This is a genomic window from Desertivirga xinjiangensis, assembly GCF_024436435.1.
Lineage (GTDB): Bacteria > Bacteroidota > Bacteroidia > Sphingobacteriales > Sphingobacteriaceae > Desertivirga > Desertivirga xinjiangensis.
The window spans coordinates 639,201-664,545 of sequence record NZ_JAFMZP010000004.1; the positions used below are offsets into that span (position 1 = coordinate 639,201).

Sequence of the window (25,345 nt, forward strand, 5' to 3'; positions counted from 1 at the left end):
TAATCGATTGCAATGAGACTAATCTGTTTGCTAATATTCTTTTTTCCTTTATGTACGACCGCACAGGAAGTTTCTATTCCTCTGCCCAAGAATCTGCCATCGGGGCATCCAAGGTTATTAACTGTTCCTGGCCGGAAAACAGTCGTACAAGCACAGATAGAAAAGGAAGACTGGGCAAGGGATGTTTTAAAAGGTATTAAAAACAGGATAGATCCCTATGTAGAGAAGACCCGGGCGCAGCCGGATTGGCTTTATTCCCGTTTGATGATGTACTGGAAAAGTAAAGCCACGCAGGTTTATATCAGGGGTGGAGTTTATTCTCATGCTGATGGGGAAGCTCCGGTCGCTACCGTGCGTTTCGGAAGTTCCAGAGGCCAGGCCAGTGTATATAACCGCCCCAAGTTAGAGGATATAGTGCCGTATATGGACGATACCAAAGGCGTTTATTTTCATAATACCAAAAAAGCAGGTAATCCATTGGAATGGGGCGAACAAGCTAATGCTTCCGGCATAGAAAGCATCAATGAGCAAATTATGGGTCTGGGCAAAGATGCGGCTTTTATGTACTGGTTAACAGATGAGATGAAGTATGCTAAATTTGCTTACGATCTGTTCGATACCTACATGATGGGAATGTACTACCGGACAGAACCTATAGACCTGAACAATAGCCATGCGCAAACGCTGGTAGGACTTTCAACATTTGAAGTTATACAGGAAAGAATTTTGAATGAATTATCCTATCTATACGACTTCCTTTATGGATATATTCGTAAGAATTCTCCAGGCAAGATAGATAAATACGAAGCCACCTTTAAAAAATGGATTGATATCACCATTAAAAACGGTGTGCCGCAAAATAACTGGAATTTACACCAGGCGAAATTTATCTTGAAGGTAGCTATGGTGCTGGAAGATAATAAGCACTATGCTGATGGTAAAGGTCGAGAGTATTATATTGATTATATACTGAACAAGACTTCCGCCCGGCAATGGTCATTAACCAAATTCATGGAGTATGGTTATGATAAAAAAAACGGTATCTGGTCAGAAAGCCCGGGATATGCGCAGGGTGTTACCAAGGATTTAACCAATTTTATCAGGGATTATGACAATACTTTTAACCAAAGTTTACTGCCTTACACGCCTGTAATGAAAAAGGCTGTACAGGTATTACCACAATATTTATTTCCGAATGGCCTGATCACAGCTTTTGGAGACTCACATTACGGTCCTCTTTATACCGAGAGTTTTAGTGATATGATCAGATTGTCGCAAAAGTACAAAGACAGATCTGATGAAGAGCTTTTTACCAAAATGTACCGGGTTTTCGAGCCCGGACTGGAAAAACAAAACGACCAAAAGAAACTGGCTCCACAGATCTATTCTTTCTTTACAACCAAACCTTTGGTTTTAGACAAAAAGATTCCGGCCGGTAATTTAAAAGATTATATCACTCCCACTTTTTATGCACCTAATGTGAGCTGGTTTGTACAGCGTAATCAGTATGAAGATAAAAAGAACGGATTAATGATCTCACAGGTTGCATCCTTAGGGAACCATGCACACGCGAATGGGGTTTCTATAGAGCTATATGGAAAGGGATATGTGCTTGGTGCAGAATCAGGAAGGGGTTCTTCTTATTTTCAACCTCCTTATCTGGAGTATTATTCCCAGTTCCCTGCGCACAATACAGTGATGGTAGACGGTATTTCCAAATACCCGGAAATGTTCAGTAACCATGCTTTCGACCTGTTGAGCAGCTATCCTGAATCCGGGAAAATTAAAGGCTTTTATCCTGAGATTACTTATTCTGATGTTTACTTTTTAGAACCAGAAAGCAGAAGTGATCAAAACCGGTTTCTAAGTATTGTGCAGAATGGCCAGGGCTCTGGCTATTACGTAGATATTTTTCGTTCCAGAAAACAGCGTCAAGGCGATAAGTTCCACGATTATTTTTATCACAATTTAGGGCAGGAACTCTCTTTGAAATACCTGGACGGAAAAGCTTTGGATTTAAAGCCAACTGAAGAAATGGCTTTTGCTGGAGGACATTTGTTTGCGCTGGATTATATGTGGGATAAAAGATCTGTAAAAACCTCTAAAGATTACGAAGCTGTCTGGAAAATGCGGATGCCAACCGGTAACCATGTGTATATGAATATGTGGATGAAAGGTTATCCTGGCAGGGAAATCTTTTCCATCAAGTCTCCGCCTCCAGTTTCTAACTTCAGGGAAAATCATGGCATACCCTATGATGTAGATAAAGAACCATTTTTAACGATAGCAGCCAGACAATACGGAGAGGCCTGGACAAAACCTTTTGTAGCTATCTATGAGCCATCTAAGGAACAAACGGGCAGGACAGTTACATCTATCCGGTCACTTGATATCAGTGGTGCTTCCTCAGACTTCGTAGGCCTGGAAGTTGTAAACAGATCAGGGCGAAAAGACTTCATCTTCTCGTCAGCAAAAGAAGAAACGCTACAATATGAAAACATTAAGGTCAACGCTACTTATGCTGTTGTGAGCAAAGATGGAGATAATTTCAGGTTGTTTCTGGGAAACGGTAAGCTATTAAGTGCTTATGGCTTTACTTTGCAGGCTGAGAAACCTACGAATGTAGTATTGACCTACGAAAAAGGTGAATATTATTTCGTGAGTGAAGCACCTGTACTGGTAAAAACACCTAAAGGTGAAACCTTAAAAATGAATAGATCTGACTACACAAATGTTAAGTTTTAGAAACTATGAAACTAGAACTTAGCATTAGTAAATCAGGGTGTGTGAAGATTACTGTAGTCTTCTTATTGATGTTTTCTACAAGCTTAGCCTATACTCAGGCTGTATGGCAGTGGAGCGTCCCTATGCGGGATGAAAGCGAGAATATCATAAACGAATATGATAATGCATTTTTGTGGATTCCGGAGAAGTGTAAGCGATTGAAGGCGTTGATATTGGTTCAGCATAACATGATAGAAGAAGGGATACTTGAGAACCCCGGCTTTAGGAAACAGATGGCTGAGTTGGGAATCGCCCAGGTTTGGACAAGTAATAACTTTTCTATCAATTATGCCCAGCCGGAACAAGCAAATAAGGCTTTGCAGTATATGCTGGATGAGCTGGCTTCAAAATCAGGGTACGAAGAGTTGAAAAATATTCCTGTTATCCCCATGGGACATTCGGCGATGGCTACCTATCCATGGAATTTTGCTTTAGCCAACCCGGAGCGAACATTGGCGATAATTTCATTGAAAGGAGATGCGCCTTCTACTAACCTTACAGGTTACGGAAAAGCTAACGTAGACTGGAGTAATAAAAATATTGATGGTATTCCGGGGCTTATGGTCATGGGAGAGTATGAATGGATGCTGGATAGAATAACTCCGGGTTATAGGTACGTAGAGCAACACCCTGATTCGCCTATTACCTGGTATGCAGATGCAGGTAAAAGCCATTTCGATTCTTCTGATCAGCTAATAGGCTTGTTGAACTTGTTTATAAAAAAAGCAATGAAACAAAGGCTGCTCAAAGGAGCCTCAACTTTAAAACCCATTGATGTAAAAAAGGGCTGGTTAATGGAAAGCTGGAAAAAGGATAATTCCTCTCCAAAATATTCTGCTGAAAAATTTGAAAGCTTTAAAGGAGAACGTAATACTGCATCCTGGTGCTTTGATAAAGAATTGGTGAAATATATCGAAAGTGTTTACACCAGGCATCGTGGCAAAGAACAACAATATTTAGGGTTTACTCAACAAGATCTTGTAGCAAGTCCCAAAAAAACACATGCCAACTATCATCTGCAATGGCACCCCCTGTCGGATGGAATAACATTCACGATAAAGAGTTTTTTTGCAGATAGCTCGAGGTTAAAATCGGCTATGGGCCATGCTTCGTCTCCCATTAATATCGACCGAATCTGCGGCCCTGTAAGGAAAATAAACGATACTACGTTTCAAGTGTCTCACACGAGGATTGGGTTAAATAATCCTAAACGGTCGAAAGATATCTGGTTGATTGCATCAAACTGTGGAGACGAGCGCTACAAAAGTGTGGTACAACAGGCTCAGTTGACGATCCCGGAAAATAGAAGTGGTAAATCACAAACTATAGCATTTCGTGCTATTGAAGATCAAAGAAAGCATATCTCCAAATTAAGTTTACAGGCTGTTTCGGATGCTGGCTTAAAGGTATCTTTCTATGTAAAAGAAGGTCCCGCTTACGTAGAAAATAGTGAGCTAATATTTACCAGAATACCTCGGTCTGCCAGGTTTCCTGTAAAAGTAACTGTTGTTGCCTGGCAAATGGGCCTAAACAGTACCGACCGCAAAATACAATCGGCAACTCCCGTAGAACAGAGTTTTTATATCTTGAAATAAGCCAGAAGCTAAGACTAACTATTATGCCATTCGATATGAAAAAACTATCAATTTTATGTTTATTAATGTTTGGGTTTACCGTATCTCAAGCCCGTCCTATAAAGATATCCAGTCTGGCTGAATTGAATAAATATGCCCAGGAGGATAATCAGAAAATTGTGCTGAAACCCGGTACTTATCACCTCGAAGATTATCTTAATGCGGATTCTATAACGGCTAAACTGAACAGGAAAGACTTTCAGTATTTCACCTTTAGGGGAAATAATAATTCCTTCACATTAAAAGGTGTAAAACTGGTTATCAATACCCGGTTACGGGAGAAATTAAAATTTCCCATCCATACCAATGAAATCATAGTAAAGGGTGATAATAATGTTTTGGAGGGCTTAGAGATTGTAGAAACAGAGAATGGACTTTCGCCAGGTGGCGCGGTTCTTGAAATTGCCGGCAAAGGCAATACCATTAAGGACTTCAGTATCTTAGTAACAGGCTCTTTTCCTTATGGTTACGGAGATCTTTTTGGCAAGGGAGGACCAGACGTGATAAGGCACAAAAAACAGAGTGGATTTCTGGTAACCGGAAGCTTTACCAGGGTTTACAATGTAACATTGAAAATGAGAGCTTATGGACATGGTTTCTTTATTCAAAAAGATGCAGGCAATGTACATTTTGAGAATTGTTATGTGGAAGGTGAACTGAGAAAGACCGACGATGTATTGAAAGAAACTTCCGGACCTGCTTTCGACGTCCAGTTTAGAACCTGGACGGCTAACAGGGAGGGGAAATACATTGTTACTCCCGGCTATATGAAATCACTATGTGAGGATGGTTTTAGAACCTACGGCCAGAATAAGAATGTCACTTTTAAAAATTGCACAGCTAAAAATACCAGAGGTGGTTTTGAATTGAGAACCAATGGGGGCGTGGTGCTGGAAAACTGTACCACAATCGGCACCGAAAGGGCGTATTGGGTAGGGAATAATGCGGTTATTAGAAAATCGAGAGGAGATGCTAATTACGGGCCTCTATTATTTGTAGAGGGAAGCAATGTAGATGTAGAATTGGAAGTCTTGCCTGATGAATCAGACAGAATTGTACATGCTTTGGCAACTATACAAGGGACTAACAATAATGTAATCTTATTAGCAAAACAAGAACGCAAACAGCAATTGCCAATTTTGGTAGGGTACACACATCCGGAACATGGCGAATCCATGTCGCCTTATGGTCAGGCTCCGGCTGTTAACTTACAGCTTGTTAATGACACTGCTATGCCGGTAGTTATTGGGAAAGCCAGCACTGATAGTCGTATTTTGACAAAAGGAGAAGTAAGGGAAAATCTAGGCACTAAAGTGTCTGTCGCTCAAAAAACACCATGACAATAATTGAAAAGGTATTAGTTGCGATTTTTATCCTTACATTTTTTGGCAAGGTGCAAGCGCAAAACAAAGTGGAATTAACCATTGATGCATCTAAAGTAGAAAAAAAGATAGATAAGAAACTTTATGGTGTTTTGCTGGAACATTTATACCATTCTGTGAGCAATGGGCTATGGGGAGAAACCGTATGGAACAGGAGCTTTGAAGAACTGATGGCTATTGGTGATTGGAGTGTAGATAATAACGGGAAAGTCAGACTAGCTGCATTAGGCAAACAAAGAGGCCGTTTTCATATTGCCAAAGGTAAGAATTATGAGTTGTCATTGGAGTTTAGAAAAACTGCCGGCAATGGAGCTGTCTTGTTAGGGTTAAGAGATCAGTATAGAGACTTAATGCAAACGAATAGCATCTATCTTCATTTCGGTGCCAATAACAATTCTAATCATCTTCTTGAAACCAGCAAAGGCTGGATATGGCATACCCCGAGAGCAATAACAACTATTGAAGACAAAGTTAAGGGCAATCTATCATTAAATAGGTGGAATAGATTAAGGGTACGAGTTTCGGATAAACATTTAGCTGTCTGGCTAAATCAGCAAAAAATATTTGATAAAGAAATAGAAAATCCGCCATTAGATGGAGCGGTGAGGTTAGCAGGAGAGGATACAGATGTAGAGTTCAGGGATATAAAAATTTTAAGTCTGAAGGATCAAAAACCGTTAAAGACTACATTGGCATTGGCCAGGCATTGGACATTAGCGGGTGAAGCCAGGCTTTCACTTATAAATGAGGATGCCCTTAATCACAATGTAGCCGTCAACGTTGTTTCGGAAGTTAAAGGAGGTGGAATGGTGCAATCTGACAACTACAATGTTTTAATCAATGACCTTTTAAGAGGTTCTGTGTTTTTGAAAGGCGAGGTGAAGGCAATTAAAGTACAGCTATTGAATGGGGCGGATGTAATTGCGGAGCAGGTAATTGCCGGTATTAAAAAGGGATGGAATGAATATCCAATTGTTCTGAAGCCAGAAGAAGATTGCGCTTCTGCAAGTTTTAGAATTTTATCAGAGGGCGAAGGCAATTGGTATATTGATCAGATTAGCTTAATGCATCAATCATCAATTGATAACGATGGATTCCGCCGGGACATTTTTGAGGTAAATAAGAGTTTGCAACCTACTTTGGTTCGCTGGCCGGGAGGCAGTTTTGTAGAACTGTACGATTTTGAGAATGGATTGGGTAAACAGCATGAGCGGAAGGGCATTTTGCGATGGGATGACTTTGATCCGCTAAGTTTTGGAACAGATGAGTTTATAAAATATTGCCAGAAGGTAGGTGCAGAGCCTCAGATTGTATTGCCAATTGGTTACCATAATTATGATGGTTACGCCCCGGATAGAAACGGAAAAACCGATTGGTTGAGAAAGGCCCAGGATTGGTTGGAATATTGCAATGGTAGTATTAATACGCCATGGGGAGCAAAAAGGGCTGCGAATGGACATCCAGAGTCGTATAATGTGAAATACTGGGAGATAGATAACGAGGTATGGAAAATGGACCCCAAACTGTATGCAGAGTTGGTGAGACTGTATTCTATGACACTTAAAAGGCAAGACCCTAACGTTAAAATCATTGCTTGTGGAAGCGGTCGCCTGGGGAAGGAGGGCGTGGGATTGGATTCTGTGATTATTCACAAGGTAGCAGAATATGTGGATTACATCAGTCCGCATCATTATATGGATCTGGCAAAATACGGAAATGATGGCGTGGAGGCGTATGGTAAATATTTAGACCAGCTGGCAAAATGGATTGCCAGGTCAAAAAATCCTGAAATGAAAATATATGTATCAGAGTGGAATCTGGATAAAACAGATATGCGGACTGGACTTTTTGCTGGTGGATTTCTAAACAGATTAGAGCGTACAGAAGGTGTAGAGATGGCAGCTCCGGCACTGTTGATGCGGCATACTTCTGCACCTGGCTGGGATAATGCTTTTATTAATTTTGATCATTCATCTTACTTCCTTGCGCCTAATTATTTGGTGATGGAACTTTGGAGAAGCCATTTTGCACCTAATAGAATACAGGTAAGTGGTGATCCCAAAGAACTTAACGTAATAGCAACTAAATCGGAAAATGGAAGGGAACTGTATTTCAAGGTTGTCAATCCAGGTAGCCATGACTACCAGCTGATATTAAATACGACTAACCTAACATACAAGGATGTTCGGTTTAAGGTAGTAACATCAGACAGTTTAACGGCTGGTAACGATATGAAGGTTAGGGACAGAATAAAAGTGAAAGAAGAGAGTGTGCCAGGTTTAAAGAATACCATAAAGTTAACTGTTCCTAAATGGTCTGCTGGAGTTATTGAAATGAAATAGATAGTCACTATTATAACCTGGATATCTTAAGAGTTTACAGAAGCGGGAGCTATCGGGTAAAGAATCATAATTATGCAAAGGCGCGAATTTTTTAAAGGATCTTTGATTGTTTCCGCAGGCGTTATGCTTTCTGCGAAAAGGTCGAATGCTGGTTGGTTTACATCTGGTAAATCGGGAGTGGAGCATCTAGATGAAATAGAAAGAAACTTTGTTACCCCTCCTGGCGAAGCCCGTCCATGGGTTTTCTGGCAATGGATGAACGGTAATATCACTAAAGAAGGTATAACCCTCGATTTGGAAGCAATGGCAAGGATGGGGATTGGTGGAGCAATATCTTTTAATAATGCAACAGGGATACCCAAAGGTCCTGTAGATTATGCGAGTTCTGAATGGGTTGACCTCGTCGAACATGCGGCAAAAGAGACCGAAAGGCTGGGTCTAAAACTAGTGTTGCATAACGGCCCTGGATATTCTGTAACGGGAGGCCCATGGGTCAGTCCGGAAATGAGCATGCAGCAGCTGGTATGGACAGAAACCAGATTACATAGTAAAGGAAAAAAGATAACCATTTCCTTACCAAAACCTTACGCTAAAGAACATTACTACCGGGATGCTTTTGTAATTGCTTATCCTTCTCTGCCCGTAGAAAAGCACTTGATGAAAGATGCTCTGAAAGCTATAAGGGCGAATGATGAATTAATAGATATTAACATCATTACAGATAGAAATCCTGAAACTAAGATCAGGCTGGAGAAAACTGATCAATCGCCGTCAACTTTAGTTTTTGAGTTTAAGCAAGCTTTTGAGGCGAGAGCTGTTAGCCTTTTAAGGAAAGCTGAAATACCAAAAGACCTGTTTGACGGCCCGAGAGATTATCCGCCGGTTTTCAAAATAGAAGTCTCAAACGATGGCATAAACTATCAGCAAATCGCCACATTAAATTGTCCGGCTTTAAGAGAGATGGATGCCCCTGCGGCCCAAAGCTTTAACGCGATTAAAGCAAAATTCTTCAGGTTAAGTACATTTAATCCAACATGGGTCTCTCATGTAGAGTTTCATTCAGGGCCAAGAATTTCACAGTGGCCCGCCAAAACAAATTATAGTGCAACGGCAGGAGCCGAACAAACTACTACTCTGACGGATGATCTAATTATCCGGCCGGAGAATGTAATCGATATCAGTGCTTATGTAAACAAGGAGGGTGTTCTGTCTTGGAAAGCGCCAAAAGGTAATTGGACCATTTTAAGAATTGGCCATACTACAACAGGTGAAGAACCCGCTGCGCATCCCGATTCGGGAAAGGGATTGGAGATTGATAAGTTTAACAGGGAAGCTCTGGATTTACACTTCGATAAGTTCCTTGGAAAAGTTGTGGACAGACTAAAACCTTATTCTTCATTTTCAGGTGTCGCCACAGATAGCTGGGAGGCCGGTAAACAAAACTGGACGGCTAAGCTTCCGGAGGAATTTAAACAGGGCAGAAAGTATGATATTTTGAACTGGATGCCCGCGTTGACTGGCCGGATCGTAAAAAGTCTCGAGGAAACAGAGAGATTTTTATGGGATTTCAGAAGAACGCATGCTGACTTGCTGGCAAAAAATTATACCGCATACTATGCTGAAAGAATGCATGAAAAGGGATTGCAATACTACGCCGAACCCTATGGAGACGGTACATTCGATAGCCTGGAAATTGGTCAGCATCTTGATGTACCGATGTCTGAGTTTTGGACGAGGTATATTTATGGAAGTGACATGACTTCCAAGCAGGCAGCATCTCTGGCACATGTTTATGGAAAGCCTGTTGTTGCTGCCGAGGCTTTTACAGGCATGCCCTTAACCTCTAAATGGGGTGAGTATCCTTACTCTTTAAAGGCAGAAGGCGACTGGTTTTTCACCTTAGGAATAAACAGGCTCACCTTGCATACTTTTGTTCATCAGCCTTATACAACGGGTTTTCCGGGGATGACTATGGGCCCCTTTGGTACACATTTCGATAGAAACAATACATGGACTGAGCAGGCGCATGGCTGGCTAAAATATACTACAAGAGCACAGTATGTACTACAGCAAGGCTTGTCTGTGATCGATGTTTGTTATTACAAAGGCGATAATCCAGCGTCTGGTATCCCGGATGTTTATCCACAGATGCCGAAAGGCTATAAGGCAGACGTAATCGGATCAGATGCCCTTAATCGCTTCAATATAAAAGAAAATAAAATTGTGCTTCCGGATGGAATGCAATACAGGTTGTTGATTTTACCGGCCTTAAATGAAATACTTCCAACCACACTTAAAAGAATTAACGAGCTGGTTGAGGATGGGATGATCTTAATGGTGGAAAACAAGATCAGGAGATCATTTGGGAGGACCTTTACGGATGAAGAAGTTATTGAACAATCTGAGAAACTTCTAGGAAACCTGGATGGTGTTAATGTCAAAGAAAGACAATTAGGGAAGGGAATAATTTATCAGGGGATTGATATTAAAGAGATTTTGCAGAGGCATAAAATTCCGGAAGATTTTTCTTTTACTGCAAATAACCAGGATGCTACTATTCATTACTGTCATAAGATAATAGCACACAGCGATGTTTACTTTGTCAGTAACCACAAAAGGAAGAAAGAAGAAACCTTGTTATCTTTCCGGACTATAAACAAGCAACCCTACATATGGGACGCTGAGACAGGAAAGCAAACAAGAATTAATTTTTATAATCAACAAAATGGAAGAACTACTATTCCTTTCGAGTTTCAGCCAGCAAGTTCGGTCTTTATTGTTTTTAAAGACGAATTAGCTGAAAGGAAGATTGTTTCTATTTTAAAAGACAACAAAGAAATAAAAAGTCTGAAGGCTTATGAGGTTTCAGATATTCAAAAATACCAATCGGTAATCAACAATTTTACGTTGACCTTTTGGGCTAAGCCGGACACCTTCGCACACTCCAATAAAAGTATGGTTTTCCATGCCCCGGAAGGAGAAAAAGTTTTTGGGAAAGGTCATACTGCGGTAGCCATGTCAATTGGGCAGAATATCGTAAGAGTGTATGAAAGAAGCAGTGGAGGGAACAAGGAAGTTTTAGTCTTTGAAACGGCTATTCAAGGTTATACCCACTTTGCATTGGTTTATAAAAACGCCGTTCCTTACCTGTACATTAATGGGACTTTAGTTAAGCAGGGCAGGAAATCCGAGTTTATTGTTCACCCTGGTATAGAAACTCCGCCTAAAGACGAACAGTTTACAAGCTATTTCGAAGGGAACTTGTCCCCAATTCAGCTTGTTGACGCTGTCCGGGATGCCAGTGCTATAAATGAAGATTATAAAGAAGGGTTACCTGCTGTAAACTTAATTGCAGATATTCAAATTCTAGATCACCAGAGGGCTTTATTCAGTTCCAACGGGAAGTACACTATTAATTATACTAATGAGAAACCTAAACATATTGTTATATCTAAGGCAAAGTTTATCGCTATTTCCGACGCTTGGGCTGTTACTTTTCCGCCAGATTCAGGAGTTAAGAAGGAAATAAAACTCCCCCAACTAAAGTCTCTTCATTTACATGATAATTTCGATGTTAAGCACTTTTCGGGAACCTGTGTTTATACCCGTGATATTCAAATAGACAAAGCAGTTTTAAGTCCGGACTTAAGAGTTTTGCTAGATTTAGGAAGGGTTGAAGTTATTGCCAGCATAAAAGTAAATGGCAAGCTAGTGCAGCTTTTGTGGAAAGAGCCCTTTGTTGCTGATCTAACTGAATGCCTCAAATCCGGTAGCAATTCATTATCGGTGGAAGTTACTACCTTGTGGCCAAACAGGTTGGTGGGAGATGAACATTTAGCAGCAGAGAATACTTATAGCGAACACCGTTTCATTTTGAGATTACCTGACTGGTATGTGAATAATAAACCGAAACCCGGCGAAAGAAAAGCATTCTCCGTTTGGAAGAATTTTAGTAAAACAGATCCGCTTCTAGCATCTGGTTTATTAGGACCGGCAAAACTAATTATAGCTGAATTAAAAGATATATAAGATATGACTTTTAAATTAATACTTTCCTTGTTTGGTATTCTTGCAGTTACTTCATGCGCTGTTAACAAGCCTGTGAAAACTGAAGTTTCAGACCAAACCTTTGGCTATCAATCCAAGGTTTGGCTTGCCGATCAGGGTGATGGAACCTATAAAAATCCCATCCTTTATGCAGATTATTCTGATCCTGATGCAATTCGTGTTGGGGATGATTATTACATGACCTCTTCCAGCTTCAACTGCATACCGGGTTTACCGATTCTACATTCCAGAGATCTGGTAAACTGGACTTTAGTCAATCATGCTCTAAAAGTTCAGCCGCCTGAATCTATATACGACTCTCCGCAACATGGAAAAGGCGTTTGGGCGCCCAGTATCATTTATCACAAAGGGGAACTCAGAATTTATTATGCCGACCCCGATTATGGGGTGTACATGGTAAAAACAAAAGATCCCAAGGGAGAATGGGAGAAACCGGTTTTAGTAATGCCTGGAAAGGGAATTATAGATCCCAGCTCATTTTGGGATACTGATGGTAAAGCATATTTAGCCGCAGGCTGGGCCGGAAGCAGGGCAGGTATAAACAGCTTATTGACTGTTTTTCCAATGAATACTGAAGGCACGCGAGTTATCGGAGAGGGTAAACATATTTTCGACGGACACGAGAATCACCATACTGTAGAAGGGCCAAAGTTTTATAAACGTAATGGCTATTACTACATATTTGCACCCGCAGGTGGTGTAGCCACAGGCTGGCAGCTGGTATTACGATCTAGAAATATTTATGGTCCTTATGAGGAAAAGGTAGTGATGGACCAGGGCGGCACAGCCATTAACGGGCCTCACCAGGGTGCGTTAGTGCAAACACAAACTGGAGAAGATTGGTTCCTGCATTTTCAGGATAAGGTGGCTTATGGCAGAATTGTTCATCTTCAGCCTGTAAAGTGGTTAAACAATTGGCCAGTGATTGGCGAGGACAACGATGGTGATGGAAAGGGGGAACCGGTAGCAAGTTTTAAAAAACCTAACGTTGGAGAGATTCATCCCATAAATACCCCGCAGGAAAGTGATGAATTTAATGATGATGAGCTGGGTTTACAATGGCAATGGCATGCAAATAAAAAGATTCAATGGAGTGCACAAATTCCGGGTACTGGCTTCCTGCGTCTATTTTCTTATCCGCTTCCGAAAGATGCAGTAAATCTATGGCCTGTTCCTAACCTTTTATTACAGAAATTACCGGCTCCATCATTTACAACCACAACTAAAGTGAAATATACAGTGGAATGGGATGTTTGGCAAGGAAAAAAAGCAGGGCTTTTGGTTATGGGAAATGACTACGCATACCTCGCTATCGAAAAGGATGAAAAAGGTTATTTTCTGAATCAGGTAATTTGTAATGGAGCTGCAGAGCAAACTAAGGAAAAATCAATTGGAATACACAGATTAAAATCCAATACTGCTTATCTTAGATTAACCGTCAAAGAACCCGGACTAGTTCAATTCAGCTTTAGTGAAGATGGAGACAGTTTTACCGCTATTGGGAATGTTTTTCAAGCTCAACCTGACAAATGGATAGGTGCTAAACTTGGCTTGTTTAGTATCTCCGAATCCGGTATTCGCATTGGCGGGTATGCCGATTTTGACTGGTTTAGGGTTCATAATTAAATAAATTATGAGGTTTTTAAGAAAATAAACTGCAAATTTAGCGTTCCTAAACAGGTTTACTAAAGGTTTATGAAGAAGAAAACCACCATTGGTGATATTGCCCAGCAACTTGGTATTTCGAAAACAACAGTTTCATTTGTTTTAAATGGCAAGGCCAGAGAAAAGCATATAAGCGAAAGCCTGGAAAAGAAGATCCTTGATCATATAACGAAAGTAGGTTATCAACCTAATCAGTTTGCCCAGGGCTTAAGAAGTGGCAAAACCAAGATCATCGGGATGATGGTGGAGGATATTTCGGATCCTTTCTTCTCGTCTGTAGCCCGCCTTATAGAGGAAAATGCCTATAGCAGAGGTTATAAGATAATTTATTGCAGTACAGAAAACGACACTCAAAAAACTAAGGACCTTATTCAAATATATCGTACCCGGCAAGTTGATGGCTATATCATCGCTCCTCCGCCTGGAATAGAAAAAGAAATTAATGATCTGATTGACGATAAATTACCCGTTGTGTTATTTGACAGAACTATTCCCGGAGTAGAAACCAGTAATGTTGTGGTAAATAATTACGAGGCTGCAAACGATGCCATATTGCATTTTATCCAAAATGGTTACAGGAACATCGGAATGGTAACCTTAAATTCAGATCAGGTTCAAATGCAGGAAAGACAGGAAGGGTACATTGATGCGCTTAAAAGAATAAAAGCAGAACCTGTAATCAAAAAAATAATATACCACGACGATAAAGAAAATAGCATAAGGGAAATCCAGAGTTTTCTGACTGAAAATAAACAATTGGATGCCGTGTTTTTCGCAACAAACTATATTGCAGATAATGGACTAGAGTCAATCAGAAACCTTAAATTAATTATTCCTAATGATATCGGGGTTATCGTATTTGATGACCATAATTTGTACCGGTTGTTTACGCCTTCCATTACTGCCATATCACAACCTATCAGGGAAATCTCAGAGAATTCGATTAATTTGATGCTTGAGATGCTGGAAGATGACTATGACTTTTCTTCCGTAAAAAGTGTTCTCCTGAAAAGCTCACTTATTGTAAGGGAATCTTCTCTGGCAAAGGGCTAAGATTCGAACGTTTTCTCTCACGAAATCATAGTTTCCGATCGACAAAACACTTCATTTGTGGATAAAATCCATTCTAAATAATTTAGTTGTTATGAGTGGATTGACTTCAGATTCAATCGCTTTTCATATAGTAGTCCAGAATTCCCTAAACATTAGTGGATTTTAAGACATTCTTCCCATAAATTTCGACATTCATGCCAGTGTTGCCTTATCAACAACAATAGTTTTGATCTGAGTTATTGCTACTACGTTGATAGATGATTAAAAACATGAAAGAAATTTCTTATTTACTTTTTGCAACCGCTTTAATTTTTACATGTTGCGAGTCGAAGGCATTGAATAGAACCGCTGGTTTAAATCCTGTCGATAGCGCCAAGATTTCTGGCCCTGATCTTTTTAAAGGAGCTATTTCAGAACCACTAATACCGGGGATATTTACTGCCGACCCATCAGTTCATGTGTTTGAGGGGAAACTCTTTATATATCCTTCACACGATATAGATGCAGGTACAACTGAGAATGATAATGGAGATCATTTTGCGATGAAAGATTATCATGTCTTTTCCATGGATGAAGTTGGCGGTGTTGTTAAAGATCACGGAATTGCTCTTGATGTCCAAGATATTCCCTGGGCTGGAAGGCAGTTATGGGCTCCGGATGTAGCTTTCAGGAATGGCAAGTACTACTTATATTTCCCGCTAAAAGATAAGAATGACATTTTCAGGATAGGCGTTGCGATAAGCGATAAACCGCAAGGCCCTTTTAAGGCTCAGCCAGAGCCGATAAAAGGAAGCTTTAGTATAGATCCTGCGGCTTTTACCGATAATGACGGTAGTTCATATCTGTATTTTGGCGGAATTTGGGGAGGTCAGCTTCAGCAATGGGAAAATGGAGAATTTAATGCTAAGGGCTCCAAATTTGAAGGACCACAGGATCAGCCCGCTTTAGCTCCTAAAATAGCAAAGCTAAAACCTAACATGCTTCAGTTTGCGGAAGTTCCTAAAGACATAATTATTTTAGACGAAAACGGAAAGATAATCCAAGGTGGCGATCATGACAAACGGTTCTTTGAAGCTGCCTGGGTACATAAATACAAGGATAAATATTATTTTTCTTACTCAACCGGAGATACACACCTCATCTGTTATGCAACCGGCTCCAGTCCATACGGCCCGTTCACTTATCAGGGAATAATATTGAACCCTGTCGTGGGCTGGACCACTCACCACTCCATCGTAGAATTCAAAGAGAAATGGTATCTGTTTTACCATGATACCCAGCTTTCAAACGGAAAAACTCATTTGAGAAATGTAAAAGTTACTGAGCTTAAATATGATAATGAAGGTAAGATCATCACTATTGACCCGTATTCCTCGAAATAGCTGCTCAGGAATGGTTCGGAAAATCTGAAGACAAAGTGAACTAAGCTAATCAAGAAACCAATTAAGCATGAGAAGAATTTTATTGTGGGTTTGTTTGTCCATGTGGGGCATCTCTTATTCAACTGCACAAGAGTTACCGGTGGTCATAGAAGCTGAATACGGAAATGCAGGCAGTGATTGGGAGTTTAAAACGAGTGCCGGACTTACCTCTGTATTTCCTAAAACTGATCGTATAGCGGATAATTACCCGGCAAGTGTTGCTAAAGTGATCACTTTTACGGTTACTTTTCCTAAGGCCGGAACTTACCATCTTTATGCAAAGCTGAGAACTGGTGGAGCAAATGATGATAGCTTTTTTTACGCGAAGAGCTTCGGGTCTAGGAATCCCGGAACTGACAACAACGAATGGGTAACCTGCAATGGGCTCGCCAGTGTCGGTTATATTTACCTGGAGCCTCCTATTGTGGTTGAGGGGGCCGGCAATGGGAGCTCGGAGATATGGAAGTGGATTAACTTATCACGGTTTAATGGCGGCGAGATTCCTGTTTCTTTTACTGTCAATGAAAATAATCTTACACAGACCTTTCAGATCGGTTCCAGGGAGAACGGGTTTGAGATCGACAAAATTGCCTTCGGTTTGTCTGGTAAATACTTTACTGTAGAAAACCTGGATAAGGGACAAGCGGGAGCGGACACTAAACCTGAGCCGGTTATACCAACATCGTCGCCAATAGCAAGCGGAGCATCTAAGTATATAGGGCAGGTTTATAGCGGGTCTGAGTCTCAAACCCCTTACTTCGCCAATTATTGGAACCAGGTTGCGCCGGGAAACGGCGGCAAATGGGGCACTATAGAAAGTACGAGGGATGTTATGAACTGGTCCGAATGTGATAAGGGTCTAAAGCTGGCTACTGATAACGGCTTTCCGTTCAGGTTCCATGTTTTAGTATGGGGCAGACAACAGCCCGCATGGGTCGCCAGCCTTCCCCCGGCAGAGCAACTGGAAGAATTGAAGGAGTGGTTCCAGGCTGTTGCAGCAAGATATCCCAATCTTGAAATGGTCGAGGTTGTGAATGAGCCTACTAACGCGCCCCCGACTACGGGAGGTGCTGATTATGGGAATTATAAAGAAGCTTTGGGTGGCGACGGTGTGACAGGATGGGACTGGGTGTTAAATGCATTCCGTCTAGCCAGGCAATACTTTCCCGCCACAACCAAATTAATGATCAATGAATACCATCTGGAAAATCAAAGTTCTACCCGATCTGAATTTATCAAAATAGTGAATCTGCTAAAGGCCGAAAACCTGGTAGATGCTATTGGAACGCAGGGGCATTCTTTTTCATTACAGGGTTCGGCTGCTTCGATAAAAACAGCATTAGACCAACTGGGAGCAACTGATATTCCTATTTACGTGACGGAGATGGATCTTGACGGCATAAATACTGCTACGGGAGAGTTGGATGATCTGGTGCAACTGAATAACTACAAACGCGTGTTTCCGGTGTATTGGAATCATCCTAAGGTGAAAGGAATAACATTTCATGGCTGGCGCGTTGGCCAATGGCGAACCAATCAGGGGGCATTTTTGATTTATAGTGATAATACCGAAAGACCTGCTCTGCAATGGCTGCGATCGTATGTGGCATCCACTCTGCCTGTAACTCTTGTATCATTTACAGGAAGAGCCGACGTCGGAACTAATACATTAACGTGGCAAACCACTTCAGAATCCATTAGTTCTCATTTTGAAGTCATGAGATCGCATGACGGTTCTAATTTTACTTCACTTGCAAAGCTTGTCACGGGGGGCTCATCCAGGTCACTTAAGAGTTATTATTATGTTGATCGGGAACCGATGCCCGGACCTGTTTATTATCAGCTTAAACAGGTTGATCTTAATGGGAAATCAGTGTTTTTCGGTCCAGTGGTTATAAAAAACTCCACTTTCTACAATGACGTAAAAATAGTTCCTTCTGATGAAGCACTTTCTGTTAGGTATAGTTCCGGCAAATCTCAGCAAGCTTCGTTTGTTATTAATGATGTTTCGGGAAGAAAGATCGCTCAAATTAAGTGTCTTTTAAACATCGGAAGTAATGAAATATCCATTCCTTTGTCTCTTGCACCCGGTATTTACCTTCTTGGCATTTCAACTGATGAATACAGTTTATCGAAGAAGTTTATTAAATAATTCGCAAGTTTTATTGAAGTCAATTAATTAATATTACCAAACATATCAGTAAGCCAATATGCATAGCTTTTTTGCCTGGATCATTTCATTTGGAATGATCTGTAACATAGCCACAGCACAAATACTGTTAAAAAATCCTGTTCTCCCCGGCTTTTATCCCGATCCAAGTATTTGCAAGGCAGGTGAAGATTATTACCTGGTAAATTCTACTTTCTCTTATTTTCCCGGGATCCCTGTCTTTCATAGTAAAGATCTTAAAAATTGGAAGCAGATCGGAAATGTGATAGAGCGTAGCTCCCAAATGGATTTTATGGGTGAACGGATCACTCGCGGCTTGTTTGCCCCCTCTATAAGTTTTCACAATGGAACTTATTATGTTGCATGTACCGATATAGATAACGGTGGTAATTTTATTGTAACTGCTAAAAACCCGGCCGGACCATGGAGCAATCCGGTTTACCTTAAGGAAGTACGGGGGATTGACCCCTCCTTGTTTTTTGATGGAGGTAAAGCCTATATTGTTTACAACAGTGAAGCACCGGCAAGGAAGCCCTTATATGAAGGGCACAGAACTGTCAGGGTATACGAACTGGATATGCTTAATTTAAAAGTGAGAGGTGAGGAAACGATACTCGTTAATGGTGGTGCGGACATTAGCAAAAAGCCGGTTTGGATTGAGGGCCCGCATTTGTATAAAAGAAAGAATTTTTATTACCTGATGGCGGCCGAAGGTGGTACAGGTGTAAACCATTCGGAAGTTATTTTCAGAAGTAAAGATATAAGAGGCCCGTTTATGCCTTACGATAAAAATCCTATACTCACTCAAAGACATCTTGATCCGAAAAGGAAAGATCCGATAACTTCTGTTGGTCATGCCGATCTGATAGAAGGCCCTGATGGAAGTACCTTCGCTGTTTTTTTAGGAGCTCGCCCATATGATGGAGACTTTTATAACACAGGCAGGGAAACGTTTATTGCGCCAGTGGCTTGGCTGGATGACTGGCCTGTGATCAATTATGGAAATGAAGAGGTTCAGTACTCGTACAAAGCTGGCTGGAAAGAATTTCCAAATAAAGACATAAATCCCCTGAGTGGTAATTTCAGCACAACTTACCATTTTGAGAGTTATCTTGATCCTCAGTTCTTATTTCTACGTACCCGGGATACTTCCTGGTACAGTTTCGAAAAGGAAAACGGAGGTCTGACGATTAAACTTCTTCCTGAAACAGTAATGGGATTGGGGAATCCTGCTTTTATTGGAAGAAGGCAGCAGCATTTAACATCTTCGGGTTCTGTAGAAATGGAATTTGCGACAAAAATGGAGAACGAAAAATCTGGTTTGATCATTCTTCAAAGTGAGGAGCATTTCTATTACCTCTGCAAGTCGTTTAAGCAGGGGAAAGATGTTGTCCAACTTTTTAAGAGCACGCCAAAATCAAAGGAAATGGAATTGATAAGTGAACGGGAGCTAGGTAAGAAAGATGCTAAAATATACCTGAAGATCGCTGCCAGCAAAGACTCTTATTCATTCTGGTATAGTTTGAAAAGAAATAAATGGACCTTATTGAAAGAGGGACTCGACGCCAGGTTCTTAAGTACGAAAACAGCGGGTGGTTTTGTTGGCTCTTTGTTTGGTATGTATGTCACTTCAAGTGCTAAGCCTTCTGGTAACTCCGCGGTTTATAAGTGGTTTTCGTATAGCGGCAGTGATGAAACGTACCAGGTTTTGGGCTCGAAGAGATGAGCAGCGATCTTTCAAATATTCATATTCTAATCATTCTGCTCATAAAATCCACCTTGATCGACATTTGTTCCATGATACGCAACATCAATCGCATTCATAAAGTAGGGCGAACTCTACTTTTGATCAATCAATTTTAATCTGAAACTTCAATACAGACAGAAAGCCAGTTGAATGATGAATAAAAGGCTTTAATCTTTTTTCGGAAATTGTTTCAAGATCCGGTATTGCTGTTTCGTGGAGTAGAGAAATAATATAAACCATCAAAAAACCAATTATGCAAAAAATCAGACGATTTAAATTGTTGGGTGGTCTTCTGTTTCTGATTCTTTTTCCGTTTGTTGTTAGTGCACAGAGCATTATCACCGGAAAAGTAGTCGATGAGAGAGGAGAACCATTGCCCGGGGTAGGGCTTGTAGTGAAAAGTACCGGACGAGGCCTTTCTACAGATGTCAATGGAAACTTTAATGCAACAATTTCAGGCAGCCAGGATGCTATAACTGTTTCCTTCCTCGGTTATCTAACTAAACAAGTCAGGGTAAACGATAAAACGAAGAATCTGGTGATCGCTCTAAGCCCGGATGTTACCGCTTTACAGGAGGTAGTGGTGATTGGTTACGGCACCAGTAAAAAGACGGATATAACCGGTGCGATAAGCTCGGTGGGAGCGAAAACCATAGAGGAATCGGGGGTAGTTTCTATTGAACAGGTTTTACAGGGGCGTGTTGCCGGTGTGCAGATGACGAGCAATACAGGTATGCCAGGAGGGGGATCTTCTATTCAAATCCGGGGCCTTAGTTCTATCAATTCAAACAGGGAGCCTATTTATGTAATAGACGGTGTTATTATCGAATCCGGTACGGGACAGTATACCCAAAATGCATTTTCATTTATCAACCCGTCCGATATTGAAAGCATGGAGGTACTAAAAGATGCTTCGGCCACAGCAATCTATGGAGCTCAGGCGGCTAATGGTGTCATATTAATTACGACAAAGAAGGGTAAAAAAGGGGCGCCAAGAATCCAGTTAGATGCCCGATACGGAACTCAAAGTGTACAAAAATATCTTGAGCTGACCAATTTACGCGAATACGCTCAGCATTCGAACGACTGGAACATCCTTAGGGGCAATGAAATCAATGATAATTACGCAAATCCCTCCCTGCTCTCTACAGGCACAGACTGGCAAAGAGAAATATTCAGACCCGCGCAAATGAGCAACTATGACCTGTCTGTTTCGGGTGGTTCGGATGTTATGAACTACAGATTGTCTGGAAGTTATTTAAAACAAGAAGGTGCTGCAGCAGGATCAGGTTTCGACCGGTTTACTTTTTCGACTGGTTTGGATGCGAAGGTCAAATCCTGGGTGAAGTTAGGAGGGAAGTTAACTCTTAACCGCACTAGTCAGGAAACCGGTATTGCTGACTGGAACATTATCAACAGTGCCGTCAGGCAGTCGCCATCTGTTCCTGTACGAAATCTTGACGGTACTTTTGGGGGGCCGGAAGATATTAATGATCAGTTATCAAATCCCCTTGCAATGGCGGAGCTTCTGGACAGGGGAAATAAAAATCTAGGAATCTTAGGAAATGTTTACGCGGATTTTACTCCTTTAAAATGGTTGTCAATGAAAACCGAGTTTTCAACCAATCTTTCCAATGAAAGAGGACGACGTTTTATACCTACCTACCAGTTGGGGAATCGCATTAGTGAATTGATTGAAAATGAGCAGACTCAGAAATATTCCAGCAACTGGACCTGGCGAAATCTGGCTACTATGAAGCATACATTTGCAAAAATTCATGACATCAATGCCGTTTTGGGTTATGAGATTACCGACCGTTTCTCGAATAATCTTTTAGGTATGCGTTATGGCGGAAGTAACCAGTTAAGGGATATTGATGCCGGGGATATACTGAATGCTGTTGCTGAAGGCGGGACATCTCGATCAGCGTTTAATTCAGTATTCGGCAGGCTTAACTATACCCTTAAAAATAAATATATTTTCACAGGTACTCTTCGTTATGACGGCTCTTCTAATTTTTCTGAGGGGAATCGCTGGGGACTTTTCCCTTCAGCAGCGTTCGCCTGGAGAGTTTCTGAAGAATCCTTCCTGAAGGATATTGACGCGATAAATAATTTAAAACTCCGTTTGGGTTATGGAAAAGTAGGTAACTCTAATGTACGGCAGTTTGTACATACCTCCATGCTAAGGAATGTTCCTACGATCTGGGGAACCGGGCAGCTGATAGACAATGTTCCTAATCCCGATGTTACATGGGAATCCACTTCATCTTATAACCTTGGATTAGATCTGGGCCTGATGAAAAATAGGATCGAATTCGTTGCTGATCTTTATTACAAGAAAACGGAAGACCTTTTATTACTCCTGGCCCTTCCGGCAATCACCGGAACATCCGGGCAGGGTGGTGCAGAAGCTCCCTGGGATAATGTAGGTTCTTTGTCTAATAAGGGTATAGAACTGGCTCTGAATACCGTGAACATCAACTCAAAAAGCTTCAGATGGAGTTCGAACTTTGTGTTTACGCTTAATAAAAACAAAGTGTTAAAACTAAATTCTGAAAGCGCGATCATTAACAAAACGTATCAGGTTTCGGGTAACGATCTGGTGGTTACGCGTACGGAAGCAGGGCGTAGTATTGGTGAATTTTATGGATATAAAGTTATAGGCCGGGTAAATTCAGCTGCTGATCTATATGATAACGAAGGTAAACCGATTGCAATTCGCGAAAACCAGATAATCGATCAAAATAATGGTATTGGAGTCGGTGATCTGATCTGGGATGATTTTAATAAAGACGGGGAGATAAATGAGGAAGATCGTCAGTATATCGGTAGTCCGTTACCAAAGTTTACTTATGGGTTTGGTAATACGTTTAGCTACAAGAATTTTGATCTGAATGTTTTCTTCCAGGGATCGTATGGCAACAAAGTAATGAACTTTCTGAATATGTCTATCGATGATCCCAATTTGCAGAGAGGAAATATGACAAGACGAGCTGGAGTTGACTATGCTCGGGTAACTGTGATTGATCCCTCGGGATCAGTTTCGGATGTTAATAACCTGATCGTCTCAGGTGGAGATCCTGCTATGCCGCGCATGTCTAAGAATGATATTAACGCTAATAATAGCTTGTCTTCCCGCTTCATTGAAGACGGTTCTTATCTGCGTCTGCAAAACCTTACCCTTGGTTACCGTTTACCGGACAAGCTTGCAACAAAAGCCAGGCTGAACAGTGTAAAGCTTAATGTAACCGTTCAAAACCTGTTTACGATAAGTAAATACAGCGGATATGACCCCGAAGTTGGTATGGCCCGCGATCAGTATTCGAATTATGCACAAAGTGCGCTTCTGAATGGAATAGACGTAGGGCGGTATCCAATGCCTCGTAACTTAACTTTTGGTGTCTCTGTTGGATTATAAATAAAAGATATGAAAAAGATATTAAAACTTTTGCTGTTGTTACTGCTGATCACTATTGGAAGCGGTTGCCGGAAGGATTTTCTGGATGTGGATTCGAAAACTAATCTTACGCTGGATAATTATTTCACCTCTTATGAGGAATGCAGAAATGCTACTGCTCCTCTTTATAATATCGTCTGGTATGAATTTTCGACAAGATTTTACTTCAACCTGGGAGATGGCCGTGGAAATAATCTTTTCACTCCGTATTCCTCTGATGAATCATTTATCAGGTTAACCGAGACAGGTGAAACCCCGATGTTAAATGAAGCTTTCGAGTCTTTGTATATTGTAGTAACACAGGCAGATTATGTGGTTAACAATATTGATAAAGCACTTGAACACAATGTTACTGTTAAGCATGTGAACGCCTGCAAGGGTGAAGCGCGGTTTATGAGAGGGTTAGCATACTGGTATCTGGGATCGATCTGGAGGGATGTACCTATCATAGAAGACCCGGCTGCAACTGCTAAGAATTTCCAGATAAGACCTAATTTTTTTGAAGATGTACTGCAATATGCCATTCGTGACCTGGAATTTGCAGCAGAGTGGCTTCCGGGCACTGATGTTCCAGGCAGAGTAACAAAGAGCAGTGCTAATGCTGCTCTCGCCCGGTTATATATTACAGCTGCCTGCTATGCAAGGGGGAATAAGTTTACCAGCCGCTGGCCTACAACTGCCTCAGAGTACTATACTAAAGCCAGGGTTGCCGCAAAGAAGGTGATAGATGATCCTCAATACAAACTAATGGAGGACTATGAGGAATTATTTCGGATGCAGAACAACAATAATTCTGAATCATTATTTGCACTTCAATTTGTACCAGGATCGTCAGTGTATGGTACTGGAAACAGAAATCAGGAATACCTAGGGTCAAGTACTTTACTTACCGGAGGCCTCAACGCCTGGGGGGGATCAACCTTTGCTTCAGGGGAATTAGTAGAGTTGATGCACAATCGTACGGAAACTAAACGTAAAAAAGCTACTTTCTTTTACCCGGGCGCTACTTACGAATATTTGGGAGGCAACACACCAGAGGGGAGATGGGTAGTAAAGCAGGCTGATTACAGGTATCCAAATATAAAGAAGCATATTGTTGGAGGTCCGGCAGACACCGACGGGATGGCAATTAATGATAATTCGGGATTGGCCACTCCCATGATTCGTCTGGCAGAAGTATATTTATTGTATGCAGAAGCCATATTAGGGTTAGATGCATCAACAATGGATACAGAAGCCTTAAAATATTTTAATATGGTAAGAGAGCGAGCTGTTATGGATCCTGTTGATGAGATTACGCTCGCCGATCTATGGCATGAACGTCGAGTGGAACTGGCCCTGGAAGGACAATTTTGGTACGATATGGTTCGAAGAGCTTATTGGGATGAGCAGTGGGTGATTACCTATATGAACAATCAAAACAGGTCTCGTTACTACTATTATATGAGCAACTCGGTTCCTAATGGTTTTACCTGGCGTGACCAGACTGATGAAAAGGAAAGTAACCTGGCAACACCTCAGCGGCTGCGGCTGCCATATCCGGCCACGGAGCTTATAATCAATCCTTTATTGAAAGAGTCTCCGGTCCAGTTTGATTTTGGTAACTAAGCTTTTGATAC

Annotated in this window: 12 protein-coding genes; all 12 read left to right on the plus strand. The window is 41.2% G+C overall.

The genetic code is table 11. From position 1 onward, the window contains the following. Positions 1-12 precede the first annotated feature (12 nt). The 12 genes from J3P37_RS13805 to J3P37_RS13860 all read left to right on the plus strand — a co-directional run bounded on the left by J3P37_RS13805 (position 13) and on the right by J3P37_RS13860 (position 25,334). Positions 13-2,745, plus strand: coding sequence for an endo-acting ulvan lysase-like protein (locus J3P37_RS13805; protein ID WP_256011866.1), 2,733 nt, complete (start codon positions 13-15; stop codon positions 2,743-2,745). Between the two features lie 5 nt (positions 2,746-2,750). Continuing rightward, a complete protein-coding gene (locus tag J3P37_RS13810; RefSeq protein ID WP_256011868.1) occupies positions 2,751-4,379 on the plus strand; it encodes a hypothetical protein in 1,629 nt (542 codons plus the stop codon). A gap of 35 nt (positions 4,380-4,414) precedes the next feature. Further along, a complete protein-coding gene (locus J3P37_RS13815) occupies positions 4,415-5,758 on the plus strand; it encodes a right-handed parallel beta-helix repeat-containing protein (RefSeq protein ID WP_256011870.1) in 1,344 nt (447 codons plus the stop codon). Further along, the gene (locus J3P37_RS13820; protein WP_256011872.1) at positions 5,755-8,142 is read left to right on the plus strand and encodes an alpha-L-arabinofuranosidase family protein; all 2,388 of its coding nucleotides are present in this window, start codon (positions 5,755-5,757) and stop codon (positions 8,140-8,142) included. Before J3P37_RS13815 ends, J3P37_RS13820 begins: the two co-directional genes overlap by 4 nt. Positions 8,143-8,214: 72 nt before the next feature. Next, positions 8,215-12,171, plus strand: coding sequence for a glycosyl hydrolase (locus J3P37_RS13825; RefSeq protein ID WP_256011873.1), 3,957 nt, complete (start codon positions 8,215-8,217; stop codon positions 12,169-12,171). Between the two features lie 3 nt (positions 12,172-12,174). Next, positions 12,175-13,836 (plus strand): glycoside hydrolase family 43 protein, encoded by a 1,662-nt coding sequence (locus J3P37_RS13830; protein ID WP_256011875.1) that lies wholly within the window; start codon positions 12,175-12,177, stop codon positions 13,834-13,836. A gap of 69 nt (positions 13,837-13,905) precedes the next feature. Next, positions 13,906-14,928: a LacI family DNA-binding transcriptional regulator gene (locus J3P37_RS13835; RefSeq protein WP_256011877.1), complete on the plus strand. Its 1,023-nt coding sequence runs from the start codon at positions 13,906-13,908 to the stop codon at positions 14,926-14,928. 269 nt (positions 14,929-15,197) lie between these two features. Continuing rightward, a complete protein-coding gene (locus J3P37_RS13840) occupies positions 15,198-16,310 on the plus strand; it encodes a glycoside hydrolase family 43 protein (protein ID WP_256011878.1) in 1,113 nt (370 codons plus the stop codon). Positions 16,311-16,377: 67 nt separating this feature from the next. Continuing rightward, positions 16,378-18,501: an endo-1,4-beta-xylanase gene (locus tag J3P37_RS13845; RefSeq protein WP_256011879.1), complete on the plus strand. Its 2,124-nt coding sequence runs from the start codon at positions 16,378-16,380 to the stop codon at positions 18,499-18,501. A gap of 58 nt (positions 18,502-18,559) precedes the next feature. Then, positions 18,560-20,245, plus strand: a complete 1,686-nt coding sequence (locus J3P37_RS13850; protein WP_256011880.1) for a glycoside hydrolase family 43 protein — start codon at positions 18,560-18,562, stop codon at positions 20,243-20,245. A 274-nt stretch (positions 20,246-20,519) separates the two neighbouring features. Beyond that, entirely contained in the window at positions 20,520-23,687 is a 3,168-nt protein-coding gene (locus J3P37_RS13855) for a SusC/RagA family TonB-linked outer membrane protein (RefSeq protein ID WP_256011881.1), read from the plus strand. A 9-nt stretch (positions 23,688-23,696) separates the two neighbouring features. Continuing rightward, positions 23,697-25,334 carry a RagB/SusD family nutrient uptake outer membrane protein gene (locus J3P37_RS13860; RefSeq protein ID WP_256011883.1) on the plus strand — a complete coding sequence of 546 codons (1,638 nt, stop codon included), beginning with the start codon at positions 23,697-23,699 and terminating at the stop codon, positions 25,332-25,334. Positions 25,335-25,345: the final 11 nt, after the last annotated feature.